The sequence below is a fragment of the Porphyromonas uenonis 60-3 genome, from assembly GCF_000174775.1.
Classification (GTDB): domain Bacteria; phylum Bacteroidota; class Bacteroidia; order Bacteroidales; family Porphyromonadaceae; genus Porphyromonas; species Porphyromonas uenonis_A.
The window spans coordinates 58,400-74,261 of sequence record NZ_ACLR01000034.1; the positions used below are offsets into that span (position 1 = coordinate 58,400).

The window sequence follows — 15,862 nt, forward strand, 5'->3', positions numbered from 1 at the left end:
TGGGTCTGGAGTGCAGACGGCGAGTCGCTACTTGCGCCTGCGATTGTCTTGGGTGACCGCCTTTTCGAGCTGTCGGCGGGAGAAGCTCCCCGAGAAATTGATCACCGTGTACTCGTCATCGCCCGAGACGAACATGTATAGCTCGGAGGCGTTGTCTCCTTGTATCTGGCCGATCAAGTTGACGACTCCGTCATCGTTCTTGACATACATCAGCTGCTCCAGGTCCGAGCGGCGTAGTTCGATGATTGGAGCGAAGGTACGACGTATCTCTTGTATCGCCTTGCGGTCAGAGGCGGTGTAAATATGTATCGACGTGATGCCGTCCATGATGCCCGCCATAGACTCTGCGCCGTCTATCCTGAGACTCGCCTTGGGGACACTCTGGAGCATTGCGGGGGAGATGTATATGACATCCACATTCTTGATCTCCATGAGCCTAGAGGTATTGACACGTGTACGAGCCGAGTGTCGCTGCGCCGATGTGGGTAGTCCCAGCAGGAGAAGCATCGTGAGGGTCAAGAGGCTCAGGCGTGAGATATGAGTAATGTATGCTTTCATAGTCTATATGACTGTATCAAGGGGATTCTATATATAAGTCGTTTGAGAGGACGAATTGTTGCAGTCGTGGGTAAAATCAATCGCCCGTCAGGGTCCATCCATCCTCTGTGACAAAGGGAATCTTCTCCATCGAGTTCTGGTAAGAGTCCTGCAGGCGACCAAAGAGCTCGCCGATCTCATCGTTTTGCTCAGAGCAGAGCTGCATGCAGTCGCCCAGCTTGGTAAAAGCTGCGAGCGCATACTCATTGACCTGCTCCTGCGGTATCGGCTGACCATTGCGCAGGGATAGCTCCGCCTGTCGGCTGTTGCGTCCCCACTGGAAGACGGAGACCCCTACACCGCCGATGAGTAGCACAGCAGCCGCAACGGCGTACTTGCGCACCCATACCCGCCAGCGAGGGGTGGGGGCTGGTGCTGCACTCCGCGTCTCTGTGGCAGCACGCTGTAGGGTAGCCTCTAGGAGCATGCGATCGGCATAGTATGGCGATCCTGGCTGCTCCTGTAGGAGTGCTAGGTAGAGTACGAACTCCTCGTCGGGCGTAGTCGTCCCGTCGTAGTAGCGCTCTAGTAGCTGGTCTATGTCGTGTGATGAATGTATCATAGTGGCTTCTGTATTCTATATATAATAAGGTGTGCGGATCACTCCCGCATATCTGCAAAAAGCTTTCGTGCCTCCTTGCGTAGACGTGATATCATCGATCGGACGGTCACCTCTTGTAGTCCCATGCGCTGAGCAGTCTCATCATTGGTGAGCATCATCTCCTGTCGCAGTCGCCACACCTCTTGCTGCTGCTCGGGCAGGGTCGCGATCCAGTCGTTGATGCGAGTGAGTTGCTCCTGAGCTATAAGATCCTCCTGTGGGGTCGTAGTGACCAGTGGCATCTCTAGCTCTGTAGGCTCCTCCGCATTGCGCAGGCGCTGTGCCGGCGCACGGAGTGTGTCGATGCATTTGTTGCGAGCGATGCGGATGGCGTAAGCCTTAGGCGATGCGACCTCATCTAGATGTGCGCGCTGCTCCCAGAGCTTCAGTAGCACATCTTGGGTCACATCCTCCGCCTCCATCTCATTGGATAGGAGAGCCATACAGACCTGTAGGATCGTCGGCCGTAGGGGGACGTAGGTCTGTATGAAAGTGGCTCCATCCATTGTAATCACTGTAAACTAAAAACTACTCAATGTATAACTGTATGACGCTCGGACCAACGGTCCAGAAGAGTGCCTTACACCTATAAGACGAGTGAGTCGCCGAAATGTTGCAGCGCATCAACTCTCGAATTATAAAGTGTTGCGAAAGCTGACACATTGAGCCTGAAAATCCGACGCCTCGGGAGGAATTTGCGAATAGCTCGGTAGCAAATAAAAATTCTCCACGGAACCGGCAAATAAAAGTTCGGAAGAATGAAATGAAAGTTCGGAAGAATGAAATCAAAGTTCCGAAGAATTTTTCTATTCCTCCGTGGAGGATTTCAAATTCCTCGGGAGGAAATGCCGATAAACCTAGAAATTCACCGAAAGTGGCTAAGATAATTAGACATCTCTCAGCAGGTCTTAAACGAAAATACCTACATGTAGGTATTGTTACACATGCCTTTCAAACGATACCTTTGCAAAGCCATTTTGACTAACAATAAAAGCAATCCAACTATTTATGAAGAAACTATCACTACTGACACTCTTGGTGATGCTCCTATGTGTCGCTTGCCACAAGCCTGCGCCACAACCTGGCCATACACCAGACGATCCAGTCACTCCGCCTGCTGATCCCAAGAAAGAGTGGATGGTCAAGCGAATGACCATCGATGCGACCGACTACACCAAGTGGGTCTACCTAAACTTTACTACTGGTGAGCTGGTCCAGGTGACTGACCCTGCCAATGACCTCTCGTGGGATCTAGGACTGCACCGCTACGACTTCAAGACCAATGGTGGGGATTCGGGCAAAGGCAAGGGTGCTGCCGTGCGCATTACCAAGCAGAAGGTCCTAACCGCAGATATACCTACTCCTGAGGATAGCGAGTGGACGCTCGATCGTGAGGGGCTACTCCTGATGCAGTTTGAAGATGATGGGCTCGGCTCTCATAGGACTAAGTATGAGATGCAAGAGGCCAACTTCCTCCTCTCCTCTGAGTGCGACGGATATGGGGGCTATACCAACAAGGGCGTCATCTGGCAGGAGGGTATGCCACCTCAGGTCTACTGGGACAACGGTATCTATCTCGTCCGCTCAGCCTCTGGTGAGATAGCTCGTCTACGCGTCCTAGACTATCAGGACAACAAGAAGCACCGTGGCTACATCACCATCGAGTATGCCATACAGGTAGATAAGAAGTAGCAAACTGACGACACACATGCTATACAAACATCAAAACGCAATCAATCAATGAATCTACAATTACCACTGCTCCTAAAGCTCTTTGGCGTAGCCATATCCTTGTGGCTATTTACCCTCCCAGTGGGGGCGCAGGAGATGACTTTTATGGAGAGACCCTTTGACCCCGCTACAGATCAGGCGCAGCTACTTCCGGCAGACCAGAAGGGCTCCGTATCCTGGACGGCTGCAACTAGGACGCTCACACTGCGAGATGTCCAGATCAATACCATCTCGAGGATACTCACAGGCTGGATGTCTGACGAGATAACCATACAGGTAGAGGGGACTAACCAGATCGTATGCACGGGCTCTGATGACGCCATCATGATGCGTTCGTCTGTCCGCATTACTGGTCCTGGCTCTCTCAGCATTACTTCTGAGCAGGCTAACGCCTATGCTTGTCGTAATGGCGCCAGCCTGACCATCGCCGATGGGGTGTCCGTTACAGCCATCGGGCTCAATGGCGGAATCGTGGGAGACTTCCTCTCTTCTCACCTTTTGATCGACAAAGCTTATGTCACCGCCTCAACGATCAATGACCAGGGCGTTGTCTCCATCGGCTACTTCAAGGAGCTAACCCTCGAGGGATGTGCTATCACCTCTCCCAGCGGTGCTAAGGTGGCAGAGCTCAACAAGGTCATGTCCATCACCCTCGATGGCAAGGATGAGTATGCGGGCAAAGTGATCATCGCTCCCCAGCAGAGCTATCACAAGGTAACCATAGCTCAGGCCGAGCATGGTCGCATCGTAGCTCCCGAGGGTGTAGACCTGACGCACCTCCTGGCGGGTAGTGCTGTGACCTTTACCGCAGAGCCTGAGGATGGGTATGCTCTGACCAAGCTTATGGCAGGTACAGAGGACATTACAAACACCCGCACACTCATCGTCAAGGCTGATGTCACCGTCACGCCAACCTTTAGCCCTGTCAAGAGCTATCGTGTATCGCTTCAGAAGCCTGAGCACGGTGCCCTTACAGTAAAGGAGCAAGAGTATGACCTCACAAAGGTCCCCGAGGGGGCTATCCTACACTTCATCTGCACCCCCGATAAGGGCTACGAGCTAGAGCAGGTCAAGGCTGGCGACGAAGACATCACCAAGAGCCTTTATATCAAGGTTCACAGCGATGTACAGGTCACCGCTCAGTATAAGTTGATCCCCATACCGACCTATCGTGTGGCGATCAAGACACTAGGTGCTGGCACCGTCACAGCGGACTACCCCAATCTAGAGGCCGTTCCCGAGGGTACCACGGTACACTTTACCTGCACCCCCAAGAATGATCAGCACTTCCTCATCGCCCTCAAGGCCAATGGTGAGGATATTATGGAGAGCAAGAGCATCACGATCGAGGATGAGGATGTGAATGTCATCGCCACCTTCAAGCAGCGCACAGCCATTGACGCTCCTCAGGGTGTAGCTCCTACGATCGCTCGTACAGGTGATGCGCTCATCATCTCAGGCGTGGCGACAGATCAGCCTGTAGCACTGATCACGCTACTCGGTGAGACCCTCCTACGTACGAGCATTCAGGCGGGAGAGACGCTCACGGTCAGCACCGAGAGCTTCCCCGCAGGCGCTTATCTACTCACCATCGGTGACACTACCTACAAGATCAATCTATAAAAATGGACCAACCCTATGAACTATACAAGAAATATCCTCTCTAGTCTCCTCATCATCCTAGCTGCCACACTATCGCTGACAGCTCAGAAGGTGACGGATCTCAAGCAAATCAGCAACTTCTACCACGTCCCCAACAGCGCTACGCATAGACTCTCCGCTATCCAGGGCATCTATGGATACGAAGACCTCGAGTATCACTACGATGGGCACAACAACCTCATCCGTATGGACCACTATCAGACCGACACCATCTCTAAGTCCAAGGAGCTAGTCAGCTATGAGAAGTATCTCTACAACGACAAGGGGCAGTGCTGGCAGCGAGAGACCTATGACTATCGCAAGGATTGGCCAGATCTAGTCGTCTCCAAGCGTGACATCTTCGTCTACAACGACAAGGGGCAGCTCACCCAATACACCCGCTGGTACAATCTCAATACGGTCGCCTCTGATACAACGCTTGTGGAGGATCGTAAGATCTCAATCCAATACACTGAGAGTGGCTTGCCGAGTAAGGCGCATGTGAAGTTCTTGGATCCTCGCAACTTCTCGTGGTATGATTCGTTTGACATTACGCTAGAGTACAACGACCGTGGTCAGCTATGCAAGCGTACCTCTATCGTAGATGACAAGCTCTATGAGGCCGAGGAGATAACCTTTGATGCGCAGGGACGCTATATGGTAGGTCTTGCGCTAACCTCTGAGAATGGCCTCACTGAGTGGATCTACTCGCCAGATGACAAGGGCAATCTAGTCAATACTGGGACCAGTGACTTCCCAACAGACTGGACCTTTGTAGCTGGTCAGAAGGCTGAGGAGACCTATTATCCTATGCCCAACCTTTCGGACCTCATGCTAAACGGACTGCGAAACTACACGCTCCTAGAGATGCCTCTCCTATACAACTCCTCTCCAGAGGCTGTAGCCTCTAGTCGGGGAAATGATGCTGACGGCGAGTACGATGGAGGTAAGTTTGTCTACGAGGCCAGTAAGCCTACCTACGTAGAGCCCGTCTACACGACAGAGCGGTGCACTCTCTCCTGCGGAGCCGACAGCTGGACGGTGAGTGGCACCGAGCGTGCCGTACAGCTCTACACCCTTGAGGGGCACTGCCTACAGGTCGTAGAGCCCGTAGCGGGCGTGGCTACCATCAGCACGGCGACGCTACCCGCAGGCTCCTACCTAATCAAGGCTGGTGCCCAGACCTTCAAGGTGGTGCGCTAAGAGCTTGCCAAGACCGTTTGTCTTAGACAAAAAGAAAGCTTCCCGTGTGCAAGCGAACTTGTACACGGGAAGCTCTTTGTTTGGGGGAGGACTAGAAAGCGGTCCAGCCTTGTAGCCAGTTGCCCTTGCTAGCGGGGAAGGCACCGACCAGAGCTCCTGTGAAATCGGCTGGAGTGCCGAAGGGAACCTTCATGCCGAAGGTAGCTGCGGAGTCTTTGTTGACCACCTCGATGATACCTGTGGTGGGCTTGGTGGAGCCGTTCTTGATCTCAAAGGCAGCGTCAAAGCCGTGGAAAGAACTGCCCTCAATCTTGCTGTGCTCCATCTTGTCGGCATCGGGGTCGAGGACGAAGCCCTTAGGATAACCAGTGAGGATGCAGTCCTTGAGCGTGATCTGACCGCCACGACGTATACGAGCTGCGTACTTGTAGGCGTCGCCTTGGAAGTTGTTGTGGACGTTGGCGACACGGGTAGATGCACCGATGATAGAGACGTTGGTCAGTGTGGGGTGCGTCTTAGGGATCAGCGAGAAGGTTTCGTCCTGAGCCTTAGCATTGTTGTCTAGCTCGATGCCGTTGCTGTCCGACTTACCCTTGCTGTCGGAGTGCGTCGAGGCAGGATTGGCAATAGCTACGCCGTAAGTGATGCTACCGGTGAAGCCGTTGTCAAAGTCAAAGTTGTCATCGTCGCAAGCGTAGGAGACGAGGTGGGTAGCATTGACGCAACCACCGAAGAACTCGAAGCTGTCGTCCAGACCCCAGCTAACCTGAATATGATCTATCGTGGTGCCACGACCTACGCCACCGCAGGTGAGACCGTTGATCTCGTTGCTGTCGCCTAGGATGAAGCCAGCGTACTCGATGCGTACGTAGCGCAGTACACCACTATTGTCCTCATCGTTGTCACCACCGTAGCGATACTCCTCGACACCTTGGTTGAGGCCTTCGATAAACTGAGCGTCGGTCGGGGTATTCACCTTAGCTTTACCCAGTATGATGACGCCTCCGAAGTCTCCAGGAGCGGGACGGCCAGCGTTGTTGTCGACAGCCTTGGAGGAAGTGAAGACGATAGGCTTCTGTGCGGTACCTTCGGCCATGATCTTAGCGCCACGAGTTACGACGAGTACGCCAGTAGCTCCTGAAGCTGTAGGCTCCTCAATGATCGTGGTACCAGCGTCGATGGTGAGTGTCTCACCAGCTGGAACGGTAACGATGCCTTTGAGCGCATAAACTTTGTCGGCTGTCCAGTGATTGTTCTTGCCACTGATGCGGCCCTCGATGACGACGAGCTCTTTGCCACCGATGGTGCGACCAGTGACCTTGTTGTTGTCGCCACCACCATTAGGCTCATTGCCAGTTTCGTCGCAGGAGGTAAGTAGTGCGAGGCTCATGAGGGTAGCCATCACGAGGCTCAGTAAACGGATTGTCTTGTTCATGATATTATGATAGATAATTGAAGTGTTAGTATCTCTGATTCTTTAGAAAGTCCAGCTAATGGAGGCGCTCAGCGAGAGGCCATCACGGTACTGGTAGACAACGTTGTCGTGTTCTGGCTCGTAGTCGCTAGAGGTGCCAGGGCGCATCGTGTCTAGGATCTGATTATTGCTAGCAGCGCGCTCGAAGTCGTCCACATGGTTGGTGTAGATGATGTGCTTAGCGTTGAGTAGGTTAGAGCCATTGACCTTGATGGTCACGCCCTGCTTGGGGAAGGTGTAGGAGAGCTGTGCGTCGAGCTGACTGAAGGGAGCCTCGTACTCCTGCTCGTAAGCTTGGTTTGTGTTGAGGACAAGCTTGCGTCCAGAGCGGTTCATGGTAAGGTTTGCCCCAAAGGTGTCGCTCTCGTAAGAGAGGCCTACATTGTACATATAGGGCACCTGACTGTACATCGGTCGGCGCTGCGTGACGGGTACCCAGTGAAGGATGCCGCGCTCGTCGGCACGTGAGACCATACCGGTGACGATACTCTGGGTAAAGGTCGCATTGGCGTTGAGGTAGAGATGCTCGAGCCAGGAGCCTAGGGGGATGAAGCCGAAGTTCTTGCGAAGCTCTAACTCGATGCCGTAGCTGTGCGCCTTGTCGCTATTCATCAGCATGTAGAAGCGGGCAAAGGAAGCAGTCTTCTGAGCGATGCGCTCGATAGGTTTGTCTAGGTAACGGTAGAAGCCTCCGATGGAGATTACCTCGCCAGCGCCAGGGTACCACTCGACACGCAGGTCGGCACCGTCTACAGTCGTCGAGATGACGCTCTGGTTAAAGATCTCCCCGCCGAGGAAGGGGTCATAGAAGCGGTAAGCTGTGCGCTCCATAAACTGCGGACGTACCGTGTTACGGCTGTAGCTCAGTCGTACGTTGAGGTCTTTGATCGGTGTGATTGTGAGATTGATCGAAGGCATGATAGCCACGGGTCGCTCCTTGCGATCCTGATCAACAATGTTTAGCTCGCCCATTGACATCGAGGGGTTGCTCAGCTCCTGGTAGAGATAGTGCTCGACACGCAGACCCCAGACGAGGCGCAGTAGCTCGCTGTATCGGTCGTCGAGCATAGCGTAGAGCGCATTCTGGATAACCCGTCCGTGGTACATACGTCCGTCACCCTGGAGTCGCTTGAGGTCCCAGGCGAAGCCTCCGTCGCGCATGTTCTCCTCCTTGATCAGGTCGGCGATTGTGCTCGTGGTGAAGTCAAAGCCTCGTGTGTTGAAGAGGTGCATCGAGAGCTCCCAAAACTCAAAGCGATTCTCCTTGAAAGCGCCGTCGTACCCCGCCTTGAACTTGTGCGTCCAGTCATTGCCAAAAAGGTCGAAGGGTAGCTCCACATTGACCTGCCCGTTGAAGTCTCGCTCATGGTTGAGGTACCAAGCGCGGGTCAGCGGGAAGAGCGTCCCCGACTGCACGCCCACCTGATTGTAGAAGTGACGCGCTCCAGTCTCGTCCCGCTGGCTCACCTGCTGTGTGAAGGCAGCATCCTTCTGATTGCGCTGTACGTAGGTGTGTGCCAGCGCCCAGTCAAGACGAAGCGACTCGCCTAGCTGATGCTTACCGCTGAGCTTGTTTTGCAAAAGGTCATGAAAGGTCGGGTAGTTGACCTGCTGTCGGTAAGGATTGCTCTCGGGATTGGGATCTTCGTCACTCAGACCAGTGAGCTCTGAGAGGTCGTTGTCATACTTATGGGTGTAGGTGTTGCGCAGGCTGAGGCGATTAGTGCCCCGCTGCCAACCGATGTTGAGGACTCCCGCAAGGGTCGTGTTGTACTTGTAGTTGGCCCCGCTATTGCGTATGCCAGTATCGACAAAGCTCTCCTGCACCTTATTATATTGCTTGGCATTCATCCACTCGCCACGCTCTATATGGTCAATGATGGTCTGCTGCTGCGTGTTGCGATAGGTGAGCGAGGCGATCAAGCCGAGCCGATGGTTGCCGCTCTTGTTGAGGTCCCAGCTCTTGCCGAGAGAGACTTGATAGTTTTGCGAGAGCGGAGTCTTTCCCTCATGGATGGTAAAGTTGTCGGTGGTCAGTCGCTTGCTCTGCTCGAAGAGCTCGGGAACGGGGTTGTACGGGTCGAAAGGTATCTCGTGCAGTCCCTTAGGGAGGGCGCGCCGACCGTCGTCATAGCCGAGCCAGTCCCACTTTCCTCTGATGCGGTACTTCTGCGTCTGGAAGGTGCTGAGCGAGTTGTAGCCAGTGCCAGCGCTGATGGAGATAAAGTCCTTCGTCGGTATGTCTCTCGTGGTGATCTGGATCAGGCCGCCCGAGAAGTTGCCACTGACATCTGGCGTAGCCGTCTTGAGGACCGTCACATTGTCTATGAGCGAGGTAGGGATTAGGTCAAAGCCGAACGCCTTGGCATTGCTCTCCGTACTGGGTAGCGGGATGCCATCGAGCGAAGCTTCGTTCCAGCGCTCGCCCATACCACGCACCGCGACATACTTATTGCTCATCGTGGTGACGCCCGTGACACGCTTGAGAGCCTCGCCGAGGTTCTTGTCGGCCGTCTTGCCAATCATCTCGCTCGACACGACCGTGGAGAGCTGAGGCATACTTTGCTGTATCTTCATCGCTCCCGCCGTATTGCTCGTTTTGTAGGAGCCGACCACGACCACCGTGCCTAGTACATTGTCAGCGATGGCGAGATCTACCGAGAGGTTCGTCTCCTTGCCAGCGGTAATGCGGACCTCCTTGATCTGCTTGGTGGCGTAGCCCACGTAAGCGATCTCTACAGTATAGGAGCCAGGGGTCAGACGTAGGGAGTAGTTGCCATCGAAGTCGGTGACCTGTCCGCCACCCGTCTCGATGATGCGCACGGTGGCTCCGATGAGTCCCTCGCCGTGCTCGTCAACGATGCGTCCCGTGAGGGTGCCTAGTCGTAGATCCGCCTCGCTGTGAGGGATAGGCTGGCCGTGTGGCTGAGCTATCAGTGTAGCACCAGCGGTAAAGAGTGTCAAGAGGGCGAGTGTGTAGAAAAGCGCCTTGTGTAGCATACGAAATGTCTTCTGTTTCAAATCTTACGCTGCAAAGGTAGCGTGGCAATGTTATCATACGGTTACTCGTTTGTTTCGTTTCACTGACAAGGGAATATGTGGCGCAAGCTCTCCTTCGGAAAGAAGTGTCGCTAACTCGACAAAGTTTCCTCCGTATGAAACTCCAGTTTCTTCTGTATGAAACTCTAGTTTCCTCCGTATGAAACTCTAGTTTCCTCCGTATGAAACTCTAGTTTCACCCGCATGAAACTCCAGTTTCTTCCGTATGAAACTTTAGTTTCACCCAAGTGGTACTGATAGTTAGCTCATTTCTGTAGAGTGATCTACTCGCCCCCTCCAGAGACTGTTGCATAAAGGCGAATCGCTGTGTTGCTTTCGGGATTCGGCTTCGGTCACATACGGAGGTATGCTCCCTTCAGACCTCACCCTCAGCGCTTTGCTCTTCATCCTTTCTGCAAAGTCTAGACAATCTTGCTTGCAAGATTGTGAGACTGTTGACTTTTGCAACAGTCTCCTCGAATAACTCTTACGGGATAGCAATAACCTCCCATGAGGAGAGCACGATGCGATTGGTCAGAAAACGAAAAGAAGGAACGCACACTCGGTGCATTCCTTCTGACCTATATGTTATATGTGTCTGGGCTAGCTGGCGTAGATGGCGTCTAGTCGCTGGCGTAGCGTGTCAATGTCGACGTCGACGTCGATGACTCCGTTTTGTGCCAGAGAGATCTTGCCACGCTCCTCGCTGATGACGATGACGAGACAGTCTGTGGCTTGCGAGAGTCCTAGCGCACTGCGGTGACGTAGGCCTAAGTCTTTCGAGAGATTGGGATCGTTGGAGACGGGGAGGATACAGCCGGCGGCTCGTATGTCGCTGTCAACGATGATCATGGCGCCGTCGTGGAGCGGGCTGTTTTTGAAGAATATGTTTTCGATCAGGCGGGCATTGACATCAGCCTTAAAGACCTCTCCCGTGTGGAGGTAGGCGGTGAGCTCCTGCTTGGCTTGGATAGCGATGAGTGCGCCCACCTTCTTGCGCGCCATATTCATACAAGCCAGGACGAGCGCTGCGACACAGCGCTGCTCCTCTTGAGCAGTCTGATCGTCTCCCTTGAAGATCTTTCGCAAGAAGCGCCACCTATTGGTACTCCCCAGTGTGATTAGGAAGCGTCTTATCTCTTCCTGAAAGATGATCACCAGGATGAGCATACCCGTGCCGACCAGTTCGTCTAGGATACCTCCCAAGAGGATCATACCGGCCCACTTGGAGACGATGACCCACACGAGGATAAAGGTGAAGATACCTAAGATCAGCGCTCTCGAGGCGGTCGCTCTCAGTGTCCGATAGACATAGTAGAAGAGCAGTGCCGAGAGGATAATGTCAAAGAGGTCGACAAGCGTAAAGGATAACCAGTCTAGCGTCACAGTCCTAAGTCTCTAAGCGTGATAGTTAATGGATTTCTAGGGGTCTCTGCCAGTGGGTGTAGCTACTCGCTCCTGTAGCGTCGGGGAGGTGCTTGCGGATCATGTCGGTCACCTGGATCGCCTCGACAGCGAGACGTACGTCGTGGGTGCGGATGATCTGTGCGATGCCCTCCATCAGGGCGTAAGTGTGTAGCACATTGGTCGCATCGCCTGAGTGCATGGCATCTGCTCCGATGACCGTCTGCACCATGCGCTTGCGGGAGAAACCGACCAGCACGGGCTCGGCAAACTCTTGCAGCGCCTCTCGCTGATGGGTGAGCAGGCGGTAGTGGTCGTCCATGCTTTTGCTAAAGCCATAGCCTGGGTCGAGGATTACATCTTTCACACCACAAGCGTGAAGTTGCTCGAGACGCTTTCGGAAGTAGTCCGCCACGCACACCTCGACGGAGGGCTTGTAGTCGACCACTTGGTGCATTCCCTCGACATTGTGCTCTAGGTGCATCAATATGTAGGCGACGCCCAGCTCCCCTACGGTGCTGTACATCTGCGCATCGGCCTGACCGCCCGATATATCGTTGATGATCTCCACGCCATACTCCTCAACGCACGCTTTCGCCACGTCAGCACGGTAAGTATCCACCGAGATAGGCAGGTCGGGCGCTTCGGCACGGATGATCTCCAGCGCATGGCGCAGTCGGCGTAGCTCTTCCTCGCCATCAACCAGTTCGCCGCCGCCAGGACGTGTCGAGCAAGCGCCAATGTCGATGATCCGTCCGCCCTCCTGAATGATTTCATGGATGCGCTCAGCAATCGCCTCAGCGGTCTGCTTGCGACTGCCAGCGTAGAAGGAGTCGGGCGTCACATTGAGGATGCCCATCACGACAGGCTCCGACAGGTCGAAGGCGCGTCCCCCTAGATTGAGTATGTAAGACATAAGCGTGTCAGGTCTTGTGGGTAGTGATCGCTCCCCGTCACCTACGGAGGAGTAGGGGCGAGGAGCGGGTTGCTTTTATCAATTAAAGTTTAGCTTGGCGCATATCCTTTGACTCTGCCAAAGCTTTGTGGAAGGCGAAAGCCTTTTCTAGACAAACAGGCGTCTGACCCTCCGAAGCTTGGGCCAGATAAGCGCGTAGTAGCGGGCGGTAGTCGGGATGGGCGCAGTTCTCTATGATGCGCTCCGCACGCTGTCGTGGAGAGAGCCCACGGAGGTCGGCGATACCGTACTCGGTGATGAGTACCTTGACCGAGTGCTCGGTGTGATCCACGTGGCTCACCATCGGCACGATAGCGCTGATGGCACCGCCCTTAGCGGTCGAGGGCGTGGTGAAGATAGAGATGTAACCATTGCGGGTGAAGTCGCCCGAGCCACCGATGCCGTTCATCATCTTAGTGCCGAGGACGTGCGTCGAGTTGATGTTGCCATAGATGTCCGCCTCTAGAGCGGTATTCATGGTGATGACCCCGAGGCGGCGCACGATGCCTGGGTTGTTTGAGTACTCTTGAGGGCGGAGCAGTAGCTTGTCCTGGAAGAAGTCCCAGTTCTGATAAATGTCTAGGATGACGTCGCGACTGATCGAGAGCGAGCAGCCCGAAGCAAACTTAACGCGTCCCTCTTTCATTAGCTCAATGACGGCATCCTGGATCACCTCTGTGTAGACTTCAAAAGGTGGGATCTTAGGGCTCTTGCCTACGGAGGCGAGGACCGCATTAGCAATGTTGCCGACGCCACTCTGTAGCGGCAGGAACTCACGAGGGATGCGTCCCGTGCGTATCTCCTCCTCGAGGAACTTCGTGACATTGTCCCCAATCGCCTGCGTCACCTCGTCGAGCGGTGCAAAGCCTCCGTCATCGTTTGGCTCGCTGGTCTTGACGACCGCTACGACCTTCTTCGGGTCGAGCTGTAGATAAGGCTTGCCGACACGGTCAGAGGGCTTGTAGATAGGTATCTCACGACGTGCGGGTGGGTCGAGAGGCTCGGCGATGTCGTGGAGTCCACGTATCTTGGCTGGGTGACGATCATTGAGCTCGACGATGATTCGGTCGGCGAGACGGCAGATGGTGGGGAGGATGCCGACGGCCGTGGTCGGGACTAGCTGACCATCATCCGTTAGCTCGGCAGCCTCGACGATAGCCACGTCAATCTTGCCAAAGAAGCCAGCACGCAGTTCCTGCGCTAGCTGTGAGAGGTGCAGGTCGCAGTAAGCCACCTCACCGCTATTGATCTCGGCGCGGAGGTCTTTGTTGGACTGATAGGGAGTCCTAAACTTGATCGCATGAGCACGAGCTAGGGCACCATCGAGGCGGTCGCCTGTCGATGCACCCGTGAAGACGCCTATGCGAAAGGGTCTTCCCGCCGCATGCTCCTCCTCGGCGTAATGAGCGATAGCTTGTGGTACCACCTTAGGGCAACCAGCTGGTGTAAAGCCACTAAAGCCTACCTGATCGCCATCGTGAACTAATCTCGCTGCCTCTTCGGCAGTCATGATGGGGTAAGACATACTATATATTAGGTTAAGTGTTTGTGCTATTAAGAGGACACCGTCGCCTCACTGCGATAGCGTTTTTCAAAGGTACAAAAAAGGAATCATCCTACACCTCCTTGTAAAATAAGAAAGCCCCTAGCGTGATCTTTCGATCGCCTAGGGGCTTGAGTCTTATCGCTTAGCGAGGGCGAGCGCCTATGCCTCCTCCTGCTCGATAGCTAGTTGTCCACGGTAGTAACCACACTCAGGACAAATGGTGTGGTATACGTGCCATGACCCACAGTTGCTACACTTAGCTAGTGTGGGGGTTGCTGCTTTGTCGTGCGTTCTACGCTTGGCAGTGCGCATATTGGACTGCCGTCTTTTGGGATGTGCCATTGTTTATCTAGTTTATTATTTATCCTTCTCTTGTTGTAGTGAGTCACGTAGCGTACTGAGCGCAGCCCAGCGACCATCCGTCTCCTCCTCGGCGGTAGCGTCGAGATTGTCTAGGATGGCCTGCATATCCTTGGCGCACGCACCCTCGGGGTGCATACGGCTGATCGGGAGCGACAGCACGATCAGGTCGTAGATCAGGTCAGCGCAGTCCAGCGAGGGGCTGTTATGTGGCACGATGATCTCCTCATCGCTTACCTCCTCGTACTGGTCGCCTAGCTTGACCACCAGATGCTGGGATATGTCGATACGCATCTCCAGGGGAGCCAAGCACCGATCACAATGCGTCTGCACAGAGCCCGCGAGGGTCAGTAGCAGATCGTAGGTCTCTCCCACACGATCTACACGGATGGTGCATACTACGGGACCTCCGCTGAGGTCAAACGTAGGACGTGACTCTAGAAAAGCCGACTCCACCACAAAGTCCTCGGTCGAGACGCCTTGGGGCAATCCCTTCAAATGTATCGTGTATCGACCTCCGTGAGACATGTGTGCGACTAGCTTATCTACCAATGAAAATAAAGAGGCTCTAGAGACGCTCCGTGAGTGTATACCTAAGTATATACCTGAGCGTACTCTAAGGCTATGGGCGCAAAGGTACAGAAAAATCAGCAGATGGCAAGTGCCTTGATGGCGCTGTGTGAATCTCTTTTTTGCGTACCTTTGTCGAGCAGTGTGCTTAGGTCCTTGTGGCGTGTAGCGCACAGAGCTGTTGCCCAGATGGTGGAATCGGTAGACACGAGGGACTTAAACTCCCTTGACCAATTGCGGTCGTGCGGGTTCAAGTCCCGCTCTGGGTACCGACTACTCGGTAGGGGCGGATAGTGCGGAGCGGGGCGATGTCGCTGTTTTTCACTATCTTTGTAGGGAACGAAAGTAAATCACACTATGGCTGCCAAAGACAAGAAAGTACTCTACATCTCTCAGGAGATATATCCCTACCTCCCAGAGAGTGATCTCGCACATGTCGCTCGTTACCTCCCAGAGCATATACAGAATGCGGGAAATGACGTACGTATCTTCATGCCACGCTACGGCTTGGTCAATGAGCGGCGCAACCAGCTTCACGAGGTGATCCGTCTGTCGGGTATCAACGTCATCGTCGATGACTACGACCACCCGCTCGTCATCAAGGTCGCCTCGATCCCATCTACACGCATACAGGTCTACTTCATTGATAATGCGGATCTCTTCGGACGCAAGAGCCTCTTCGGCCCGCCCTCTGAGGGAGCGTCTAGTGACAATGCGGATCGCAGCATCTTCTTCATCCGA

General features: G+C 54.1%; 14 protein-coding genes and 1 tRNA gene. 5 read left to right on the forward strand and 10 right to left on the reverse strand.

Annotated elements, in window-relative coordinates:
- Positions 1-27 precede the first annotated feature (27 nt).
- From PORUE0001_RS01245 to PORUE0001_RS01255, 3 genes are all read right to left on the reverse strand, one after another.
- A complete protein-coding gene (locus PORUE0001_RS01245; RefSeq protein ID WP_039865209.1) occupies positions 28-558 on the reverse strand; it encodes a DUF4252 domain-containing protein in 531 nt (176 codons plus the stop codon).
- Positions 559-634: 76 nt separating this feature from the next.
- The gene (locus tag PORUE0001_RS01250) at positions 635-1,159 is read right to left on the reverse strand and encodes a hypothetical protein (RefSeq protein ID WP_007364600.1); all 525 of its coding nucleotides are present in this window, start codon (positions 1,157-1,159) and stop codon (positions 635-637) included.
- Positions 1,160-1,197: 38 nt separating this feature from the next.
- The gene (locus tag PORUE0001_RS01255) at positions 1,198-1,704 is read right to left on the reverse strand and encodes an RNA polymerase sigma factor (protein ID WP_007364582.1); all 507 of its coding nucleotides are present in this window, start codon (positions 1,702-1,704) and stop codon (positions 1,198-1,200) included.
- Positions 1,705-2,206: 502 nt separating this feature from the next.
- On the opposite strand from PORUE0001_RS01255, the gene PORUE0001_RS01260 reads away from it, so the two are divergent.
- Genes PORUE0001_RS01260 through PORUE0001_RS01270 form a run of 3 tightly spaced genes read left to right on the forward strand, consistent with a single transcriptional unit; the run spans position 2,207 to position 5,773 of the window.
- Positions 2,207-2,890 carry an HmuY family protein gene (locus PORUE0001_RS01260; protein ID WP_007364618.1) on the forward strand — a complete coding sequence of 228 codons (684 nt, stop codon included), beginning with the start codon at positions 2,207-2,209 and terminating at the stop codon, positions 2,888-2,890.
- A gap of 48 nt (positions 2,891-2,938) precedes the next feature.
- Complete coding sequence (locus PORUE0001_RS01265; protein ID WP_007364646.1) at positions 2,939-4,552, forward strand: InlB B-repeat-containing protein; 1,614 nt, start codon at positions 2,939-2,941, stop codon at positions 4,550-4,552.
- Between the two features lie 15 nt (positions 4,553-4,567).
- Positions 4,568-5,773: a hypothetical protein gene (locus PORUE0001_RS01270; protein ID WP_007364607.1), complete on the forward strand. Its 1,206-nt coding sequence runs from the start codon at positions 4,568-4,570 to the stop codon at positions 5,771-5,773.
- 91 nt (positions 5,774-5,864) lie between these two features.
- Here PORUE0001_RS01270 and PORUE0001_RS01275 read toward each other — a convergent pair whose 3' ends face one another.
- The 7 genes from PORUE0001_RS01275 to PORUE0001_RS01300 all read right to left on the reverse strand — a co-directional run bounded on the left by PORUE0001_RS01275 (position 5,865) and on the right by PORUE0001_RS01300 (position 15,049).
- Positions 5,865-7,208 carry a hypothetical protein gene (locus PORUE0001_RS01275; protein WP_007364644.1) on the reverse strand — a complete coding sequence of 448 codons (1,344 nt, stop codon included), beginning with the start codon at positions 7,206-7,208 and terminating at the stop codon, positions 5,865-5,867.
- Between the two features lie 42 nt (positions 7,209-7,250).
- The gene (locus tag PORUE0001_RS01280; RefSeq protein WP_232501379.1) at positions 7,251-10,268 is read right to left on the reverse strand and encodes a TonB-dependent receptor; all 3,018 of its coding nucleotides are present in this window, start codon (positions 10,266-10,268) and stop codon (positions 7,251-7,253) included.
- A 621-nt stretch (positions 10,269-10,889) separates the two neighbouring features.
- Complete coding sequence (gene cdaA / locus PORUE0001_RS01285; RefSeq protein WP_007364616.1) at positions 10,890-11,672, reverse strand: diadenylate cyclase CdaA; 783 nt, start codon at positions 11,670-11,672, stop codon at positions 10,890-10,892.
- Between the two features lie 25 nt (positions 11,673-11,697).
- Positions 11,698-12,606, reverse strand: coding sequence for a dihydropteroate synthase (gene folP / locus PORUE0001_RS01290; RefSeq protein ID WP_007364597.1), 909 nt, complete (start codon positions 12,604-12,606; stop codon positions 11,698-11,700).
- 82 nt (positions 12,607-12,688) lie between these two features.
- Positions 12,689-14,170 (reverse strand): acetyl-CoA hydrolase/transferase family protein, encoded by a 1,482-nt coding sequence (locus tag PORUE0001_RS01295; RefSeq protein WP_007364631.1) that lies wholly within the window; start codon positions 14,168-14,170, stop codon positions 12,689-12,691.
- A gap of 180 nt (positions 14,171-14,350) precedes the next feature.
- Positions 14,351-14,533: a 50S ribosomal protein L32 gene (gene rpmF / locus PORUE0001_RS09910; protein ID WP_007364621.1), complete on the reverse strand. Its 183-nt coding sequence runs from the start codon at positions 14,531-14,533 to the stop codon at positions 14,351-14,353.
- Between the two features lie 15 nt (positions 14,534-14,548).
- Entirely contained in the window at positions 14,549-15,049 is a 501-nt protein-coding gene (locus tag PORUE0001_RS01300; RefSeq protein WP_232501380.1) for a YceD family protein, read from the reverse strand.
- 255 nt (positions 15,050-15,304) lie between these two features.
- Here PORUE0001_RS01300 and PORUE0001_RS01305 point away from each other — a divergent pair.
- Both PORUE0001_RS01305 and PORUE0001_RS01310 read left to right on the forward strand, forming a co-directional pair.
- A tRNA-Leu gene (locus PORUE0001_RS01305) sits at positions 15,305-15,390 on the forward strand.
- A gap of 88 nt (positions 15,391-15,478) precedes the next feature.
- On the forward strand, positions 15,479-15,862 hold a 384-nt coding region (locus PORUE0001_RS01310), incomplete at its 3' end, for a glycogen/starch synthase (protein WP_007364624.1).